This is a genomic window from Candidatus Mycosynbacter amalyticus, assembly GCF_025273655.1.
GTDB lineage: Bacteria > Patescibacteriota > Saccharimonadia > Saccharimonadales > Saccharimonadaceae > Mycosynbacter > Mycosynbacter amalyticus.
Window position 1 is genome coordinate 25,590 of the sequence record NZ_CP045921.1, and the last position, 15,641, is coordinate 41,230.

At 48.6% G+C, this 15,641-nt stretch carries 20 protein-coding genes and 2 tRNA genes; 11 read left to right on the forward strand and 11 right to left on the reverse strand.

Translation table 11 applies throughout. The annotated features are described in order from the left end of the window. Positions 1-9: 9 nt before the first annotated feature. Positions 10-2,532 carry a TrbL/VirB6 family protein gene (locus tag GII36_RS00085; RefSeq protein WP_260763470.1) on the reverse strand — a complete coding sequence of 841 codons (2,523 nt, stop codon included), beginning with the start codon at positions 2,530-2,532 and terminating at the stop codon, positions 10-12. A gap of 147 nt (positions 2,533-2,679) precedes the next feature. On the opposite strand from GII36_RS00085, the gene GII36_RS00090 reads away from it, so the two are divergent. From GII36_RS00090 to GII36_RS00115, 6 genes are all read left to right on the forward strand, one after another. After that, positions 2,680-3,144, forward strand: coding sequence for a hypothetical protein (locus GII36_RS00090; RefSeq protein WP_260763471.1), 465 nt, complete (start codon positions 2,680-2,682; stop codon positions 3,142-3,144). 1 nt (position 3,145) lies between these two features. Continuing rightward, positions 3,146-3,568 carry a hypothetical protein gene (locus tag GII36_RS00095; protein ID WP_260763474.1) on the forward strand — a complete coding sequence of 141 codons (423 nt, stop codon included), beginning with the start codon at positions 3,146-3,148 and terminating at the stop codon, positions 3,566-3,568. 8 nt (positions 3,569-3,576) lie between these two features. Next, positions 3,577-3,870: an Mbov_0395 family pilin-like conjugal transfer protein gene (locus GII36_RS00100; protein WP_260763475.1), complete on the forward strand. Its 294-nt coding sequence runs from the start codon at positions 3,577-3,579 to the stop codon at positions 3,868-3,870. Between the two features lie 28 nt (positions 3,871-3,898). Then, entirely contained in the window at positions 3,899-4,267 is a 369-nt protein-coding gene (locus GII36_RS00105; RefSeq protein ID WP_260763477.1) for an Mbov_0395 family pilin-like conjugal transfer protein, read from the forward strand. A 15-nt stretch (positions 4,268-4,282) separates the two neighbouring features. Continuing rightward, complete coding sequence (locus GII36_RS00110) at positions 4,283-4,660, forward strand: pilin (RefSeq protein WP_260763479.1); 378 nt, start codon at positions 4,283-4,285, stop codon at positions 4,658-4,660. A gap of 70 nt (positions 4,661-4,730) precedes the next feature. Next, positions 4,731-5,171, forward strand: coding sequence for a pilin (locus tag GII36_RS00115; protein ID WP_260763482.1), 441 nt, complete (start codon positions 4,731-4,733; stop codon positions 5,169-5,171). 68 nt (positions 5,172-5,239) lie between these two features. Here GII36_RS00115 and GII36_RS00120 read toward each other — a convergent pair whose 3' ends face one another. Further along, a complete protein-coding gene (locus tag GII36_RS00120) occupies positions 5,240-5,716 on the reverse strand; it encodes an Hsp20/alpha crystallin family protein (protein WP_260763483.1) in 477 nt (158 codons plus the stop codon). A gap of 262 nt (positions 5,717-5,978) precedes the next feature. Here GII36_RS00120 and GII36_RS00125 point away from each other — a divergent pair, with 262 nt between their 5' ends. Together GII36_RS00125 and GII36_RS00130 are read left to right on the forward strand one after the other, a co-directional pair. Then, the gene (locus tag GII36_RS00125) at positions 5,979-6,491 is read left to right on the forward strand and encodes a ComF family protein (RefSeq protein WP_260763485.1); all 513 of its coding nucleotides are present in this window, start codon (positions 5,979-5,981) and stop codon (positions 6,489-6,491) included. A gap of 66 nt (positions 6,492-6,557) precedes the next feature. Continuing rightward, positions 6,558-6,645: transfer RNA gene (locus GII36_RS00130), tRNA-Ser, on the forward strand. 178 nt (positions 6,646-6,823) lie between these two features. Here the strand turns inward: GII36_RS00130 and GII36_RS00135 are convergent. Continuing rightward, positions 6,824-7,249: a hypothetical protein gene (locus tag GII36_RS00135; protein ID WP_260763487.1), complete on the reverse strand. Its 426-nt coding sequence runs from the start codon at positions 7,247-7,249 to the stop codon at positions 6,824-6,826. Positions 7,250-7,587: 338 nt separating this feature from the next. Between GII36_RS00135 and GII36_RS00140 the strand changes: the two genes are divergently transcribed. Both GII36_RS00140 and GII36_RS00145 read left to right on the forward strand, forming a co-directional pair. After that, positions 7,588-7,680, forward strand: a tRNA-Ser gene (locus GII36_RS00140). A 299-nt stretch (positions 7,681-7,979) separates the two neighbouring features. Further along, positions 7,980-8,945 (forward strand): trypsin-like serine protease, encoded by a 966-nt coding sequence (locus tag GII36_RS00145; RefSeq protein WP_260763488.1) that lies wholly within the window; start codon positions 7,980-7,982, stop codon positions 8,943-8,945. 205 nt (positions 8,946-9,150) lie between these two features. Here GII36_RS00145 and GII36_RS00150 read toward each other — a convergent pair whose 3' ends face one another. Then, complete coding sequence (locus GII36_RS00150; RefSeq protein WP_260763491.1) at positions 9,151-10,215, reverse strand: PP2C family protein-serine/threonine phosphatase; 1,065 nt, start codon at positions 10,213-10,215, stop codon at positions 9,151-9,153. 60 nt (positions 10,216-10,275) lie between these two features. Then, positions 10,276-10,728 carry a hypothetical protein gene (locus tag GII36_RS00155; RefSeq protein ID WP_260763492.1) on the reverse strand — a complete coding sequence of 151 codons (453 nt, stop codon included), beginning with the start codon at positions 10,726-10,728 and terminating at the stop codon, positions 10,276-10,278. Between the two features lie 24 nt (positions 10,729-10,752). Between GII36_RS00155 and GII36_RS00160 the strand changes: the two genes are divergently transcribed. Continuing rightward, positions 10,753-11,148: an HIT family protein gene (locus tag GII36_RS00160; RefSeq protein ID WP_260763494.1), complete on the forward strand. Its 396-nt coding sequence runs from the start codon at positions 10,753-10,755 to the stop codon at positions 11,146-11,148. 82 nt (positions 11,149-11,230) lie between these two features. On the opposite strand, the gene GII36_RS00165 is transcribed toward GII36_RS00160, so the two are convergent. From GII36_RS00165 to GII36_RS00190, 6 genes are all read right to left on the reverse strand, one after another. Then, entirely contained in the window at positions 11,231-11,458 is a 228-nt protein-coding gene (locus GII36_RS00165; protein ID WP_260763497.1) for a hypothetical protein, read from the reverse strand. 138 nt (positions 11,459-11,596) lie between these two features. Then, positions 11,597-12,178 (reverse strand): hypothetical protein, encoded by a 582-nt coding sequence (locus GII36_RS00170; RefSeq protein WP_260763499.1) that lies wholly within the window; start codon positions 12,176-12,178, stop codon positions 11,597-11,599. Continuing rightward, positions 12,175-13,149 carry an ABC transporter permease gene (locus GII36_RS00175; RefSeq protein ID WP_260763501.1) on the reverse strand — a complete coding sequence of 325 codons (975 nt, stop codon included), beginning with the start codon at positions 13,147-13,149 and terminating at the stop codon, positions 12,175-12,177. The genes GII36_RS00170 and GII36_RS00175 overlap by 4 nt, the downstream gene beginning before the upstream one ends. Position 13,150: 1 nt before the next feature. Then, the gene (locus tag GII36_RS00180) at positions 13,151-14,047 is read right to left on the reverse strand and encodes an ABC transporter permease (protein ID WP_260763503.1); all 897 of its coding nucleotides are present in this window, start codon (positions 14,045-14,047) and stop codon (positions 13,151-13,153) included. A gap of 2 nt (positions 14,048-14,049) precedes the next feature. Beyond that, positions 14,050-14,787: an ABC transporter ATP-binding protein gene (locus GII36_RS00185; RefSeq protein ID WP_260763505.1), complete on the reverse strand. Its 738-nt coding sequence runs from the start codon at positions 14,785-14,787 to the stop codon at positions 14,050-14,052. A gap of 47 nt (positions 14,788-14,834) precedes the next feature. Continuing rightward, positions 14,835-15,632: a COG4705 family protein gene (locus GII36_RS00190; protein WP_260763507.1), complete on the reverse strand. Its 798-nt coding sequence runs from the start codon at positions 15,630-15,632 to the stop codon at positions 14,835-14,837. Positions 15,633-15,641: the final 9 nt, after the last annotated feature.

The following is a 15,641-nucleotide window of genomic DNA, read 5'->3' on the forward strand; positions in this document are numbered from 1 at the left end:
CTGATCCCGTTAAAAATTGCCCTTTGCAAAGTTGTCGATAGAGCCTTTGGATTTACCAACACCAGTGTAGGCTTGGCTTCCTTGAAGGTTTTTTGCTGCACCCGTAACTTGTTGCTGAATAGCCTGATTGTTTTTGGCCAGATCTTTAATATGTGCTATCTCGTCTGCCCCAGCACCTGCAAGACCATTGGCCGAAAGCCTACCGCCAGCAAGCTGTTGTGAGACCATGTCATTAAAGCTTGAAACGTTTTGCTCAGGATTGATCATTTGACCGTTAGAGATAGCTGCCTTATTGGCTGCTCCGAGGTATGCGCTTCCAGAAAGAGCCCCGGCGGTTGCACGAGTAATGACGTTTGCATGGCCTTTGGCCTCTTCTTGAGTTTTATTGATATATTTGCCATACCCAGGGGTGGTTGTGCCGTCTTGGTTGGTCTTGTCTGCTACATCGCCTATTTTAATCAATTGCGCCAAGGCTGCTGCTTGTTCCTCTGCACTAGTATTTTTATCATCGAGTATCTTCGCAAGATCTTCGGCAGTCTTTTCTGCCATGACATATGACAAACCTTTTAGTACATCGTCCTCTGCTTTGTGTGCCCCAGCTACGGCTTGCCCTTGAAGTACTGCATCAAGTCGAGCATTTCCTGTATTCGCACCGCTCATTAGCCTGTCGCGATTAAACTCACCCTGGCTGTATTTGAGCGCTTGTTCTGCTCTTGCGTCTTTTTCTTTACTATTGAGGTCACGCACAAACGAGCCTGATCCAACCCTTCGTCCAATATGCTTTGCCTTGCCCCATGCACCAGTCGGTGGATTCACCTTGTCTGCATAGAGGCCGGCTGCGTTGCGCATTTGGCGGCGTTTGAGCATTTGTTGGCCCTTGTTGTTTGCGCGATCGAGTAGGCCTTTGGTCTTGTCGTTTGAGATAGCACCGATTTTACCAAGCATACCTCCGGTGCTTTTGAGTATTGCCGGGATGATAAAGAGTGGAATTGCCATGAGTCCTAGCGAGAATATCTGCGTGAGTACACCGGTATCACCAAGTAGCACTACACCGGCCGCAAACTGGGCACCACCAAACACTAGGGCTACAAAGGGGTATAGCAGCAGCATGGAAATGAAGGTATCTTTCCAGCGATCAAACCACTTAGAAGTGTTCGGCAAAAGATAGGCTACAAATGCAAGCGGAGAGATGACTACCAGTATAGTGATTATCGCTTGTCTGGCTACGAGGATCAAGATGACTGTGAGTGCAGCAAAAAGTGCCGAGAGCATGACTGGCAGTAGAAATGATAGTGTGCCAAGTAATGCACCAGACGCCGCGATACCTGCCACCACGACAGTACCGCCAAGCACTCCGGCCATAACGGTCTCAAACGTACTTGGCGTTTGGGCTCCTGCACCAGTTTGTCCTGTGGAGACTATGAGTTCCTTGAGGTTTGCGCCAATAATATTAGAGAGGTCTACCGCAACAATACAGACCCAGAAAGATATATTGACAAGAATCGCGGCGATAATGATACGCGGCAGTAGTCGCTTGATGCTGTATGTGTTGAGTCCGGCTCCCGTGATTTGTGAATAGATGACAACTAGAAACGCACCGATAAATGCCACGTTTGCGAGGTTACGCATGTTAGACCACTGGGTTTTTAGCGAATCTTGACTCTGTTGATTTGCCAATGAATCATAGCGCAAAAAACCCTCTAAGAAGTTGAATACCCCATCGGTTAGTTTGGCAAGAAAACTCGAAGCAGGACATATAATCCAACCAATACCGTCTTGGATTTTACAGGCGACCTGGGCATCGTCGGGGGGGTTGAACAACCCGGAGAGCTTATCTTTTGGGTAACCAGTTTTTCCTGCTATACATGTGAGCATTTTGTCTTCTGACTCTTTGTTGGCTGGTGTCTTCGCGCACTCGTCAAATGCGTTAGATATCTTATCTCGACACGCCTGGGCATTATCTGGATCGACGCTTTTACATATTTCGTCGACGTTTTCTTCTAGATTTTCTTTGGTGATATCTTCATTATTAGCCCCAGTGCCACTAGGAGAACCTTGATTATTCTTACCTTTGCCATTATTGAGGGTGATTTCCTTTTTTGCCGAGTTATAGAGTGCACAACCGCCTCCGTAACCATTTCCAAAATGCGTAGGTATAACAGTAGCCTTCGTGGCTGTTTCTGGTGATCCATTGAAGGCTATATAGTCCGAGCAACCGGCAGTGACATCATTGTCATAGTAGTGTTCCCATCCAAGACCTTTTACTGCTCCGTTTGGTGTTCCACTCTTATTAAATGTTTCACCACCATAGTTGAGGTGATCTCCATCCCAGTTTGCATTACCGGGACAACCATCCCATTTATAGCCATTGTAACCGGTAACATAGTTTCCGCTAGCTTCACCACAGTCAAGGGCGTGCGCTGGACCCGCTGTCAGTGTCGAAATGAATACTGTAGTAAACAGACCCAAAAAGGCACTCACGATGAGATGAGTGAATGTTTTCCTGCTAGTTTTAATATCTACCCTTTTCATCACCCTCTAGTGTTTGTTACAAGTCATGTACAGTCGCTACTGATAATAGTAGAATATGCTTATGCAAAAAGCAATATCTTTCTCATATATGTATCTCTGGTGGCTTGCCAAGTGCTCGTAAATGGTATATTTTATTGATAAGTAGTTATGAAAACGAAAATAAAACAAATAGTACACGTAGTAGGATTTGGCATCATCAGTATGAGTATGATGATTGCTGCATTTGGTGTGTTTGGGGATACTACTTACGCCTCGAGCTCATGTCCTCAGGGTTCATCGGGAACTGTCAACGGTGTCACCTGTAGTGGAGCCAAAGAGTGTGGCGGCGTGAAGACCGCCATCATTAGCTGTACCGAGTCCGGCGGCAATGATGTGCAAAACTCTGGTATTTTAGGTATATTGAAACTCGTTGTCCGCGTACTTGCCATTGGCGTGGGAGTCGTTGCGGTTGCGGGCATAGGCTGGGGCGCGATTCAGTATGCAACCGCCCAAGATAATGCAGGCCAAATTAACGAAGCTATCTCTATAATTCGTAACGTTATCATTGGCTTGGTTGCATTTGCTTTTATGACCGTATTCTTAAACTTTATTGTCCCTGGAGGAGTTCTATAATATGAAAAAGCCTACTTTACTGAGATCTCTACTGTTGATACCTGTGCTTTTGGGGGCATTTTTCGTCGCTGCTCCATCGGCCAACGCTGTCGGTACTTGTAATTTCAATTCGCGCTTCCTTACCTTTCCTACATGGTGGCGAGGAATTCCTACGGACACAGGTACCTGCTCGCTCAAAATGGAAGACATCCCCCCCGAACGACTCGTATCGATTATCGCTGCCAATATAGCAGAAGTGATTATTCAGTTAGTCGGATACGCAAGTGCAATATTTATAATTGTAGGTGGATTCAAATATATTACGAGCAGCGGCTCGCCAGATGGTATGACAAGTGCTCGTAAGACGATACAGAATGCAGTGATAGGACTCCTTGTGTCTATCCTATCCGTTGGAATAGTAAATATAGTGTTTAGCAGGTTATAAATATGTCGATGTATAGTATTTTTGCAGGTCTCATCAGTGGGGCGGATGTCGGACTTAGTGGTATGCAGGTTGCCGATTCTACCACCGCGTGGAATAGCCTTCTTAATACGGTTTATTCTATCGCTGGTATTGTAGCAGTACTAGTGATCATAGTAGCTGGCATCTACTATGCAACTTCAAATGGTGATGCTGGCAATATCCAGCGTGCCAAAAATGCTATCCTCTACTCCGTAATTGGTATAATTGTGATTATTATGGCATTTACAATTACGCAGTTTGTTATCGGACGAGCAGCCGGGTGAACGGATTAAATAAACGAAGGAACGAATAATGAAGCAGATTTTTCTTACAATTGCAGTAGTCGTCGGTCTTGCAGGAGGTACGCTCCTCTTCGCAAGCCATGCGGACGCGTTAAATGCGTGGGGTGCATGTAGTAACGGTGGTAGTGGTGCGGTTTGTAGTGCAAGTGGTTCGGACGACTTCAGCAAAACTATGCAAAACATCATCAACATGATGCTGTATGTACTTGGTGTTATTGCCGTAATTGCTATCATCATTGGCGGTATTCGCTATGCAACCGCCAACGGCGATGCGAGTCATATTAAGCAGGCTAAGGATACTATCCTCTATGCTGTTATTGGGCTCATCGTGGCAATCATGGCCGGGGCGATAGTAAACTTTGTAGTTGGACGTTTTTAGCGTATAATGCGACTCATGAAGACAAAATACACACATAAACTAAAAAGTGCGACAGGTGTACTTACTGCTGCATTTGCAGTTGCAACGGCCTACACTAGCAATGCCTTTGCGAGTGCAGCGAGTGAGATTGGGAGTGGCGCGAATTCTACCGGCCAGACAAGCGGGGTTACATTTCAGCAGGGGGTTACGACAGTAACAAATATCCTACTGTTCCTTATTGGTCTTGTGGCCGTGATTATGATCATCATCGGTGGTATTCGCTACACTACATCTAACGGAGACGCAAGCCAGACAAAAGCAGCCAAGGACACTATTTTGTATGCTATTGTCGGACTTGTTGTCGCAATCATGGCGTATGCAATTGTGAGCTGGGTTGTTAAAACCTTTGTGTAGTGAGTACAGAAGTTTACAACTGGTGTCTCATATGCTATAAACATACAAAGAAAGAAAGGAACAAAATCAAATGAAACAACAAGTAAAATCTCTCGCGACGCAGGCGCAGTACTATATGGCGGTGGTGTTTGCGACACTGAGTTTCGCACTTGCCGGTTTGTTCATGTTGGCTCCAGCTGCGCATGCAGCAGATTGTAACACCCAAGGCGGTGATAATCTTAGTATCTCGGCAGGTGTTAACTGTGCACAAGGTAAGGATCAACCGACAGAACTGTTTGGCGATCAAGGTATCTTCACCACTGTCACCAACGTACTATTGTTCTTGATCGGTGCGGTCAGTGTGATTATGCTGATCATTGGTGGTATTCGCTATACTATTTCAAACGGTGATCAGGGTGCAGTTACTTCTGCTAAGAACACGATTCTCTATGCGATTATCGGACTTGTCGTCGCAATCCTATCGTTTGCAGCCGTCTCATTCGTGACTGGTCAGTTCTCGTCAGAGCAATAGTCTCTCCGTTTCTCGGCCATAAAAATACTCCCCTATCTGGGGAGTATTCTTATGGGTTGGGAGCCAGATTACATAATCTGAATCTTCTTTGCCTGCTCTTGTACTACTTTCGGGAAACTGATAGTTAGTACACCGTCTTTGAGCGCAGCCTTGGCCTCGTCTTCTTTGACAGCCAGGGGTAATGCTAGTGTACGGCTAAACTCACCCCAGTAGCATTCCTGAATATGCCAGTTGTTGGCCTCAGATTCGTCACCGCTGCTCAGTGTACCGCTAATTGTCAGAATACCCTCACTAATACTGACATCGAGGTCGTCTTTGTTGACACCTGCGGTACGGGCTTTGATAACAAGCTCGTCATTTGTTTCATATACATCCACGGCGAGTTGCCCTGGGAAGTCATCTTCCTCGGGTTCGTCGAGTGGTGCTGGTTGGGCTGCTGGTTGAACGTAGTCGTCCTGAGGTGTTTGGGTCAGATCGTCGTCGTTCAGAAATGCAGCCGCCAGTTCGTCTTCGATTAGTAAATCGTCGTCTTTTTTACGGGCCATGATATCCTCCACTTTTCTCTAGGCTCTATCGACAGATAGTCCCTTTTAGTATAACAAAGGCAAGGTTATAATCAATAGCGACACTACTATAGACGTAAAAAGTACAATGCTAGATTCACTATTTTCACGACTTGCACCCCACTACTGTTTGTCTTGTGGTCAGATTGGTGCGCAAATTTGCGAAAGTTGTTTTTACGACATCGATTTAAGTGCTCGCCAGACCTGCTTCAAATGTCATAGACTACTCGTCTTACAACAGTGTATGTCTTGCCCGGAGCTGGCAGGTGTGCAGCAGTGCGTGCTGGCCGAACGTCGCGATGTGTTGGCATGTCTACTCGACGACTATAAATTTGGCTATAAGCGCGAAGCATCTCATATCATTGCGCGGGTCTTCGATGAATATGTGCCATATTTGCCTACTAATACACATGTCGTCCCTGTCCCTACTTCAACGGCACATATCCGCAAGCGCGGCTTTGATCATACGTACGATATTACGCGATATTTTGCGGCGCGCCGTAATCTTGGACATTCCTCCCTACTGGTCCGCTGTCATAACTACTCTCAGGTGGGCGCAAGTCGTGCCGAGCGCAAGCGACAAGCGCAGTCGGCATATAAATTGCGTGTAGATTACCTCGACAGCGACACATGTTATGCTGTATGCGATGACATTGTCACTACTGGCGCATCTATGCTCGCAGCAGTCGGTAGATTGCGCGAGGCTGGTGCTGAGAAGCTTGTGGCGATAGCGCTCTTGCAACAACCCTGGAAATAACAGAGACGCTATGCTATAGTAGCGAGAGTAATTTGTAGAGTGCACCTCTAACAAAGCACGCAATTCGGAGAGGTGACCGAGTGGTTTAAGGTACTTGTCTTGAAAACAAGCGTGGGGCAACTCACCGCGAGTTCGAATCTCGCCCTCTCCGCCATAGAAAATCTGTGACCATTTGGTCGCAGATTTTCTATTTCTCCGAGTTTGGTGCAGCGAAGAGCAGTTGTGTGAAAGTTTGCTTTTGGTGCAATGAGCGAGTAAAAGAGGTCTTGGCTAATTACCTAGCCCTAATAGTAAAACACCCGAGTGGGTGTTTTACTAAACAGTAGCTTGCTCTAGAAGTTTGTCGCTCCGCCCCCGCTACCTCCGCCTGTAAACGACCCGCCACTCGCGAATGTACCAGTGATGAAGCTAACGGCGGCGTACGCCAGTAGCGCTACGATAATACCCACGATTGCGTAGAGGATGGTGTTTTTAGCAGCACTCACGTTGGCTGAATCGCCACCCGACAACACATAACGTAGGCCACCGATAATGATCATGATTACACTGATCGCACCAATAATGAACAGCATCACGTTAGTTACTTGAGCGAAGATACCACCATCGCCAAACAACACCGAAGGCTGGTCGTCTCCTTTGGCTGCTGCCGCACCAGCGGATACGCCACCAGCCGGAACACTTTCGGCATATGCGCTCACGCCGAGCAAAAGCGTGCTTGTGACTATGCTTATCGCCAGAAACTGTAGTGTTCGCTTCATTATCTATCCCCTTTTACTATGGCTTCACTATACCAAACAACAATACGTTTGTCTATCAGGGGTAGGTATGCTACAATTGTCCAAGTCAGCTAGGAGCAAAACGACCCAAGTGGCTGCTGCGTGAAACGCAAAGAATGAGACGGAAACCGTCCGCTTCAGCTAAGTGCAGAAGTATGCGTATTATGCAGGAGCTACGTGAGAGCGAAGCTTGTCCGAGGCAGTATCCAAGTAGCTGCCAGAGCGAAACGCAAAGAATGAGACGGAAACCGTCCGCTTCAGCTAAGTGCAGAAGTATGCGTATCGGGATAGGCTATCATTCAAGCATAGCCCAGCTCCAAGGAGGAGTACCCAAGTGGCTGAAGGGGACGGTTTGCTAAATCGTTAGTTCGGGGAGACCTGAAGCGGGAGTTCGAATCTCCCCTCCTCCGCCAAGTAAGAAAGTCAGAGTCATCACGACCTGACTTTTTTACTTCTATGGGCTTTCTAGGGAGCTGCATGCGGCAATTATTAATCAAAGTTTCAAATTTTCTGGCTCAATCCGTTACTATGCAACGAAAGCTATTGCTTTTGCTGCGACATTTGTGGCGGTTTTCGTCAATCTTGTGGGTATTTGCATGAACGCAAAATTCTACGTCTCACTTGTGAGCTTATCTTGAGGGTGAACATGCATATACCTCAGTCTTTACTTTTTACGCTTAACTCTGTTATATATTTGCAATATGCTGACTCTGTGCGTAAAATCGCATGCACCTTACTCCAGGACTGGAGAAACACGAAAGTGAAAACCAGACGCACGAAACTCGCAGTACTCGCAACAGCCACAATGATTGTCGCTACGGGCATCGGAGGGGCGACAGCTTCGGCTCAGGAGCTTCCGGGAACGGTCAGGATCCACAATGCAACCCAGTGGCTCCCCAATGACACTCTTCCTGATACCTACTGCACGATTGGAGCAGTTGGTACCGACAAGTATGGGCGCGAGATCGGCATAACCGCCGGTCATTGCTTTGCCGACGGTCCATACGCGAACACCAATATCGCCGAGGACATTCAGCCGGTCTTCGATAGGAACAATCTGAACTGGAGAGAGGGTGGAAACGAGCGGGGCAACGACCCAATTGGCTACCTACGGTGGTACAAGGGCGCGGAAGGCTCCCCTGCAGGTCATCCCGGCAGGGATTACGCCATCATCGAGTTTGTCGATGGCGTGCAACTTTCGTCGCAAGGCCCGCACATCAAAATGACCGGCATTCATGAGCTGCCATCGGGGACGATTGATTCTCCGTATGCAACTGCGCCGGCGCAGCCGCGTGAGAAGGTGCTGGGCACGGGCGTTCTCACGAACCACCAGCTGGTCACATCGAGTTATCCAAACGGTGTCCAGTATGGTCGTATCACGAACAACTCGTTCACCGGTACGGTCGGCATCTATCAAGCCGGTGCATCCCATCTGGCCGGCGACAGCGGTGGACCTGCCGTCATCAAGGATGCTAGTGCGCAGTATCCATCTGCGTCCAACGGTTTCCAGACGCAAGGTAGATGGGTCGGTATCACGAAGGCACGTGTAATTGGATACCCTCCATACACGTACACTTCATCCGCGAATATTCTCGCGGACCTGTGTACGCGGGATTTGGCTTCGGGCCAGAACGGATCGGTGGCCGGTGCAGGATTCGAGGTCACCACTAACCCGTAGTGTGTAAGGTGCGCAACTAGACTACCCCCTCCACCCCGTAAATGGGTAGATGGAGGGGGTAGTCGGCACTCCTTAGATTTTTTCCTTATTTGTACGAGCAATATCTATTCCCTAGTTTGTACGCATCCGTATAAGCCCGCCAAAAAAGACCCTCTCGGGTCTTTTTTGGCGGTATGTATAGCTGACTGTTCGTCTTAGTAACTTGTTATTGTACCTCTATCACCACACACGACATGTCATCTGGTTTGCCACGGAAACTGTCTTCCATGTCTTGAGCGCTCATGATAAGTGATTTTGGAATAGCTGCAGCATCACTTCCACCTATGTATTGTCGCATTTGCTGCGCGGATAGGTTATCGTGAACACCATCCGTAGTTAAGACAATACGATCGCCAGGCGATACTTTATGCAAAATGATCTGTGGGATGACGCGTTCGCTACCGAGCGCGCTACCGATTATATTCCGCGTCTGCCATGCGCGCTTGTCTTCGGGACTGAGTGTGTCATAGTCGTCTCTACGCTCCACATGGTCTAATCTGCTTTGGCGAGCCCGTAAGGCATCTTGGGGTAATCTGCTTGGCGTCTGATCTGTCGTGATACAAGAAAAATAGTCGTGCGATGGGCTATGTATATATGCGCGGCTATCTCCCACAGAAGCTACGGCTACATATTGGTCACCGTCGAAGTTGCGAAACACTTGTGCGATTGTCCCTGTGGTTGCGGGAGCTTCCCTTCCTGCAGGTACGGTTGCATCCATATCACATACTACCTCATGGGCAGCAAACAACGCATCTCGCATGAGGTTGGCAGCACGCTTCTCGGTTAATACATGGTCACGCGCAAGAGCCTTTTTGGCTGCAGCGCCTGCCGCATACGCTGCTTCGTCTGCCTTAACAGCACTGCCTACGCCATCGAATACACCGGCCGCGTTATTTTCCGCGTCCATGAATATATAGTCGTCCGAGGAGTGTTTACGTAGTGATTGCTCGGTTGTGCCAAATAGTTTTGTGTGGATAGCATAGTGCTCACGCAAATTACTGAGATCTAGTGATTCAACGGGTTGATCAAAACGAGGAGAGCTGACAATCTCTTGGTTCTGTACGTGAGATGTGGGAGGGGTAATGTGACCCTGAGTAGGCACGTGTTTGTTGGGATGAGGACGTTGGCGTAGGATGAAATCGGGTATCCGTATGCTCCGTGCATGGTTCCACTCGGGATTATTCGGAGAGATGTCGTCGAAATTATTGAATCCTTCGTTCTGACGCGTCATAATAATTATATTATACATGAAAGTCATAAAATGTCAAGAACAGGCCTCTTTCCGTTGCGTTTAAAATGACTTGCGTAGCTCGTCAAATTTGCGCTTGGTGTCGGCGGACTCTGATGCCATGCTACCAATATATGAGCCGCGTAGTGAGCTGCCAAACATCACATCTTTTACGATATGGGCTAGTATCATAAATTTCGGGGTGCCAAGCTCTACGGCCAGTGTTGTAACACCTGCTACGATATCTTTTGTCAGACGCCGCTGTTTCTTGTCGAGTTTAGGGTGGAGACGCGAGATGATTACAAAACAAAGCGACCAAATACCTATCCCTACGAGGAATAGCGGTGCCAGAAGTACCGCTAGGAGCCACCAGAGTTGATCGACGGCGATCGCCAACCACCAGGATAGACCAAAGATGATTGCGAAGATCGCCAACCACACTACGAGCGCGGGCCAGAGAAGCTGACGGCCATAGACGGCGGTGATGGCGCGGACTGCAAGTACTGTCGAATCCATATCTCCTTAGTATACACTGGGTGTATGAACGAGTCGATTTTCACCAAAATTATCAACGGAGACATTCCGAGCTACAAGATATACGAAGACGAGCATACGTATGCGTTTCTCGATATCCACCCTATCGCATCTGGGCATACGCTGGTGGTGCCCAAGCAGCAAGTAGAGTTTGTTTGGGATCTCGATACTGCCGCCTATCAGGCTTTGCAGGCGAGCGTGCAGAAGATTGCTAGACATCTTCGTACTACACTTAATGTACCGTACGTGGGCGAGCAAATCATTGGCGTAGATGTACCGCATGCACATATCCATCTAATTCCGTTTACGGATGTATCACAGTATCGTCACATGCCAGATATGACTGCCGAGCCAGACCATGTGGCATTGTCAGAAATTGCCGCGCAGCTTCGCTTCTCATAGTTTACAAAACCATAAGATTAGGCAATTATATACTTGACATTACCAAATTATACAGAGGTGAGATTCTCTAAAAAGAAATTATCTAATGATTTTCTAAATCCTCAATCTCCTTACGCTGGTCTTTGACCCACTTTGCTACTTCATCGTTGGTCATAGGTGGTGTTTTGGCCATTGTCTTCACTGCATCATCAAAAGTGCCGCCAATCCGTACACGTCGCTCGTGCTCGGCTACCGGCTTTTCTTGGTCGTGTTTAATTTGAGCTTCGAGAGCTTTGATTTCTTCTTCGTTTGGCTTATCATCTGTTGCCATATCTTGATTATAGCAAAAAGTAGTGTGGCTGGTTTTAGTCGCCAAGAACTTTGGTTGCTTTTCGCTTTTTTATCTTGCGTTTGAGTAGAATTGTTGATTCATGGTGATTTTAATTCCCGCCTTTTTTGGCATAGCGTGCTAGTCTTTCGTATCGCCAGAGCCGCTACCTTTTTGTGCTTGAGCAGTTGCTGGCTTCAGACCGGTCGCGCTGACTTCGATTGAAAAGTCTACCGCGTTTTGTGAGGTATGGTAAATACTGTACTTGTTGTCTGGGTAGTGACCAGTACCCGTGCCGTTATCAAAGAAGACGGTCATACTCTTGCCAGGTTCGATTGTCACGCCATCAAGTTTTTGGTAGTAGCTTTCACTTTGTTTCGTCTTGGCGTCGGTCATGGTGTAGTAGGCTTCAAGGTTTTGCGCTGGCTGGCTGCTGCTATTTTGAATCGTAAACTGGATGCGATCATTAACTGCCGCGCCTGTCGCTGGGTCGGTATTGTTTTCAACCTGCGCATTAGTAATGGTCAAACCGGCCTGTGTTGAGGTGTTTTTAATCGGATTATCTTTTACCGGCAAAACTGTCGGTGTTTGATTCTGAGATGTTGTGTTCGTGGTGTTTGTTTGCGACGGATTACTACCACTATTCGTGTAGTAGAGGTACGCTGCGCCTCCGCCTACGACGATAACCGCCCCGATAATGATGCCTATAGTGTTCTTTTTCATATTGACTCCTTTCTAAGTAGTCGTTTCTTATTACATTGCCAGATCGCCCAGAGCGTGCCGCCAAGCGCCCATGCACACACCGTCACGATATTGCCCCACAGGTGCGCGAAGACATACCCGAGCGATTGCTGATTATAGATTGGTTTGATGCCGGTAAACCCGAACGTTGACCGCTCAAAATGCTTTTCGACAGAGGCACTTTCGACATAGTTGCGCCCGTTCTCATAGCCGCTAAAATGTGCCATGATGTCGTGCTGCTGCGGTCGAGCGATTTGCAAACTGTTGAATAAACCGCCTGGCACTTGGTTATCCGGATCCATCGTGTCGCCAATTTGCGGCAAAACTAGCACGACGACCAACCACAACATCAACCCGACGATCAGGGCGGTCGATGGTTGCTTTGCCCATGCTGCCAACCCCAGCCCTACCGCGCTCCAAAAGAACAAGTAGACAGCTGCGAGTGCGGCAGTTTCAATGATGCGAACATAATCAATCCCTGAGATATGCGCACCGCCAATCAACAGCAAGATAGCCACCATGCCAAACCCGATACAACAACTAAAGACTGCCCACGTAATCGCCAATGCGGTCAGCTTACCGATCGCAATATCTTTACTGCGTAGCGGACGGCTCAAGAGGAGCAAAAGTGTACCCCTCGATTTTTCCTTGGTGATAATCCCATAACCGATCACGATAGCCAGCAGCGCACCGATAATCTCAAGGTATTCGATGCCGCCGATCAACTGTTGTAGCGGGTAAAACTCTGGCGCATTGGCGGGCGTCGCGGTGCTACCGGCCTGTTTGAGCGCGTCAAGATAGTGCTGGTAATCTGCCACCTGCGCATGAAACGCAACTGCCGACACGACAATCGAGGCTAAGATCAGGGCGCACAACCCAGCCAGCAGCGCCACAAATAGCCCGCTGCGGCGCATATCACGCAAGTCCTTTTTGCCGATAACCCACCATGCCATACTACTCATAGAGTTCTCCCTTGCGCATCAGTTGCGGCGCACAGACAAGCAACGGTACGACTGTCACGCCAACGATCAACGCAAACTCAAGCATTTGTCTTGTAGTGTCGTGATCGTCGGTAAAATGGAGTGATGCCGCGCTCAATTCTTTGTAGTGATCGGTAAACGAAAACGGTTGAAGCACTTGGTGGTTTATTTGAAAGAAAGCACCCTCAGAGGCGGGTTGTGCCGGTACAGGGTTGAGAAACGAGATCGGTTCTTCGGCAGTGCCAAACTGCGGCACAACAAAGGTCACAAGCGCCCACACCAGAATTGGCACGAGCAGCGCCGTCGTCTCGCCCTTGGCACGCATACCGCTCATCATGCCAAGTGCCATAAACGGCAACAGAAACAGCCAGCTCAAGGCAAAAAATGCCAGAAGTCGTCCGGTATTCCCGAGAGAGGTAGCGTGACCTTGGACAATCCATAGACTAAGCCATGTCAGTACCGCAGCAATAACCGTAATTACCCCCAACCAGATCGCCATGCCAATAAAGCGAGCCGCGACATATTGCCGTTTACTTACTGGCCGACTAAATACCAAGTCAAGCACGCGTGATTTTCGGTCACGCACACTGGAACGTACCCCGATCAGTACCGCGAACAACGCCCCGATCAGCGCCATATAGATAACGACATTTTTTACCGGGTCGAGCTGCGGGATTTGGAGAAACGGATTTGGCTGGGTCGTCGCGCCTTGGCGCAAGGCTTCATTGTAAACACTCGTAACCGTTTCATGCGTCAGCCAGCCGATAAAACTAGCGGCTGCGACCATGAACAGAAATACGATCAAGATAAGTTGCGGTAGCCGCTCCCGCCTGGCTGCTTTTATCTCGTGTCGTATCGTCGCCGCGAACATCGTTACCGCTCCGTCGTCGTGTCGATTTGTAGGTAGATATCTTCAAGCGACCCGTTGCCTGCAAATCGTTTGAGCGTATCAGCCAGCGAGTTCTGGTAAATCAGCACACCCGATCTCAAAATACCGATACTCGTACAGGTCTGCGTCACCTCTGATAGTAAGTGCGTATTCATAAAAATGGTGATGCCAAGCTCCTTATTGAGCTTCAAAATAAGATCACGCAAGCTTTTGACACCTTGCGGGTCGAGGCCGGATGTCGGCTCGTCGAGGAATAATAACTTTGGCTTATGCAAGATCGCCTGTGCGATACCGACGCGCTGGCGCATACCCTTACTGAATGTTGCCAGTCGTTCGTTATCGTGTCCGGTGAAATCAAGCAGTTCAAGTACCTCAGCGATGCGTTTACGCGGGTTTTTCAAGCCCGATAACTTGCCGAAATACTCAAGATTTTCATAGAGCGTCATATTGTCGTAAAACTGGACGTTCTCGGGCAAGTAGCCGATTGACTGCTGGACAGCGCGTGATTGCTTTACGATGTCATGCCCAAGCACCGACGCCGTGCCGCTGGTCGGTGTCAGTAATGTCGTGAGGAGACTCACGGTGGTTGTTTTACCCGCACCATTATGTCCGAGCAAGCCGAATATCTCGCCAGTCTTTACGGTGAGGTTGAGACTTTTGACGGCAGGCTTAGCCCCGTATACAAGGCTGAGATCGTGGGTTTCGATGGCAATAGCTTTCATCTACTGCCGAGTATAGCCATCTATATATGAGACCAGCGTGAGAAATGCTAGTGCGATTTACTTGCTATGCGTCGCTGGCTATCTCCGTGCGACACCGCCAAATAGCCGACCGCGATGACAAGCAGGGTCGTCAGTACCAATGTCACTAGACTATCACCGTAGCCCATACCGCCGATGCTATGCGGCTTGCCGAGCCAGTCAGCCACCGATGCGCCAAGTGGCCGTGTTAGCACATAGGCGCACCAAAATGTGAGGATAGCATTGGCATTAAATAGCCAGTATGCAACTGCCGGAATAGCGATCAGTACGCCAAACAGGAGGATAGAATCGAAGTACCCAAGGTTGAGCGTCATCGCCGTCATATCACCGGCAGCCGTACCGAGCGCAAAGGTTGCCATGATCGTCAGCCAGTAGAACGCTTCACGTCGTGGCGTGTGAATACTATGGATTGATAGTGTTCCCTCAACTTTGTACCACAGCCCGAACATCACCAGCATACTCACCGCAAAAAAGATCGTCGAAACAACGTACGGAACACCGAACTGAATATGTAGCACGTCAGCCGCCATCGTGCCAAACACCGCTACCATAGCGACAGCAAACCAATAGGTCGCCGGTCTATACTCTTTCGCCCTGAACTGAAGCGTCAGCGCTACCAGTAGCAACAAAAAGCCACCAATCACGGCAATATACGGATTGATAACCACCACTGAATAATCTGCGGCAGCCTCGCCAAGCGCAGTTGTGAGCAGTTTGACTACCCAAAAGATCGCCGCGATCTGCGGTACTTTTGTGACAGTTTGCCAGGCAACGCGATGAGCGGTACGGTGATGCTCTACAGCCATATACATTTC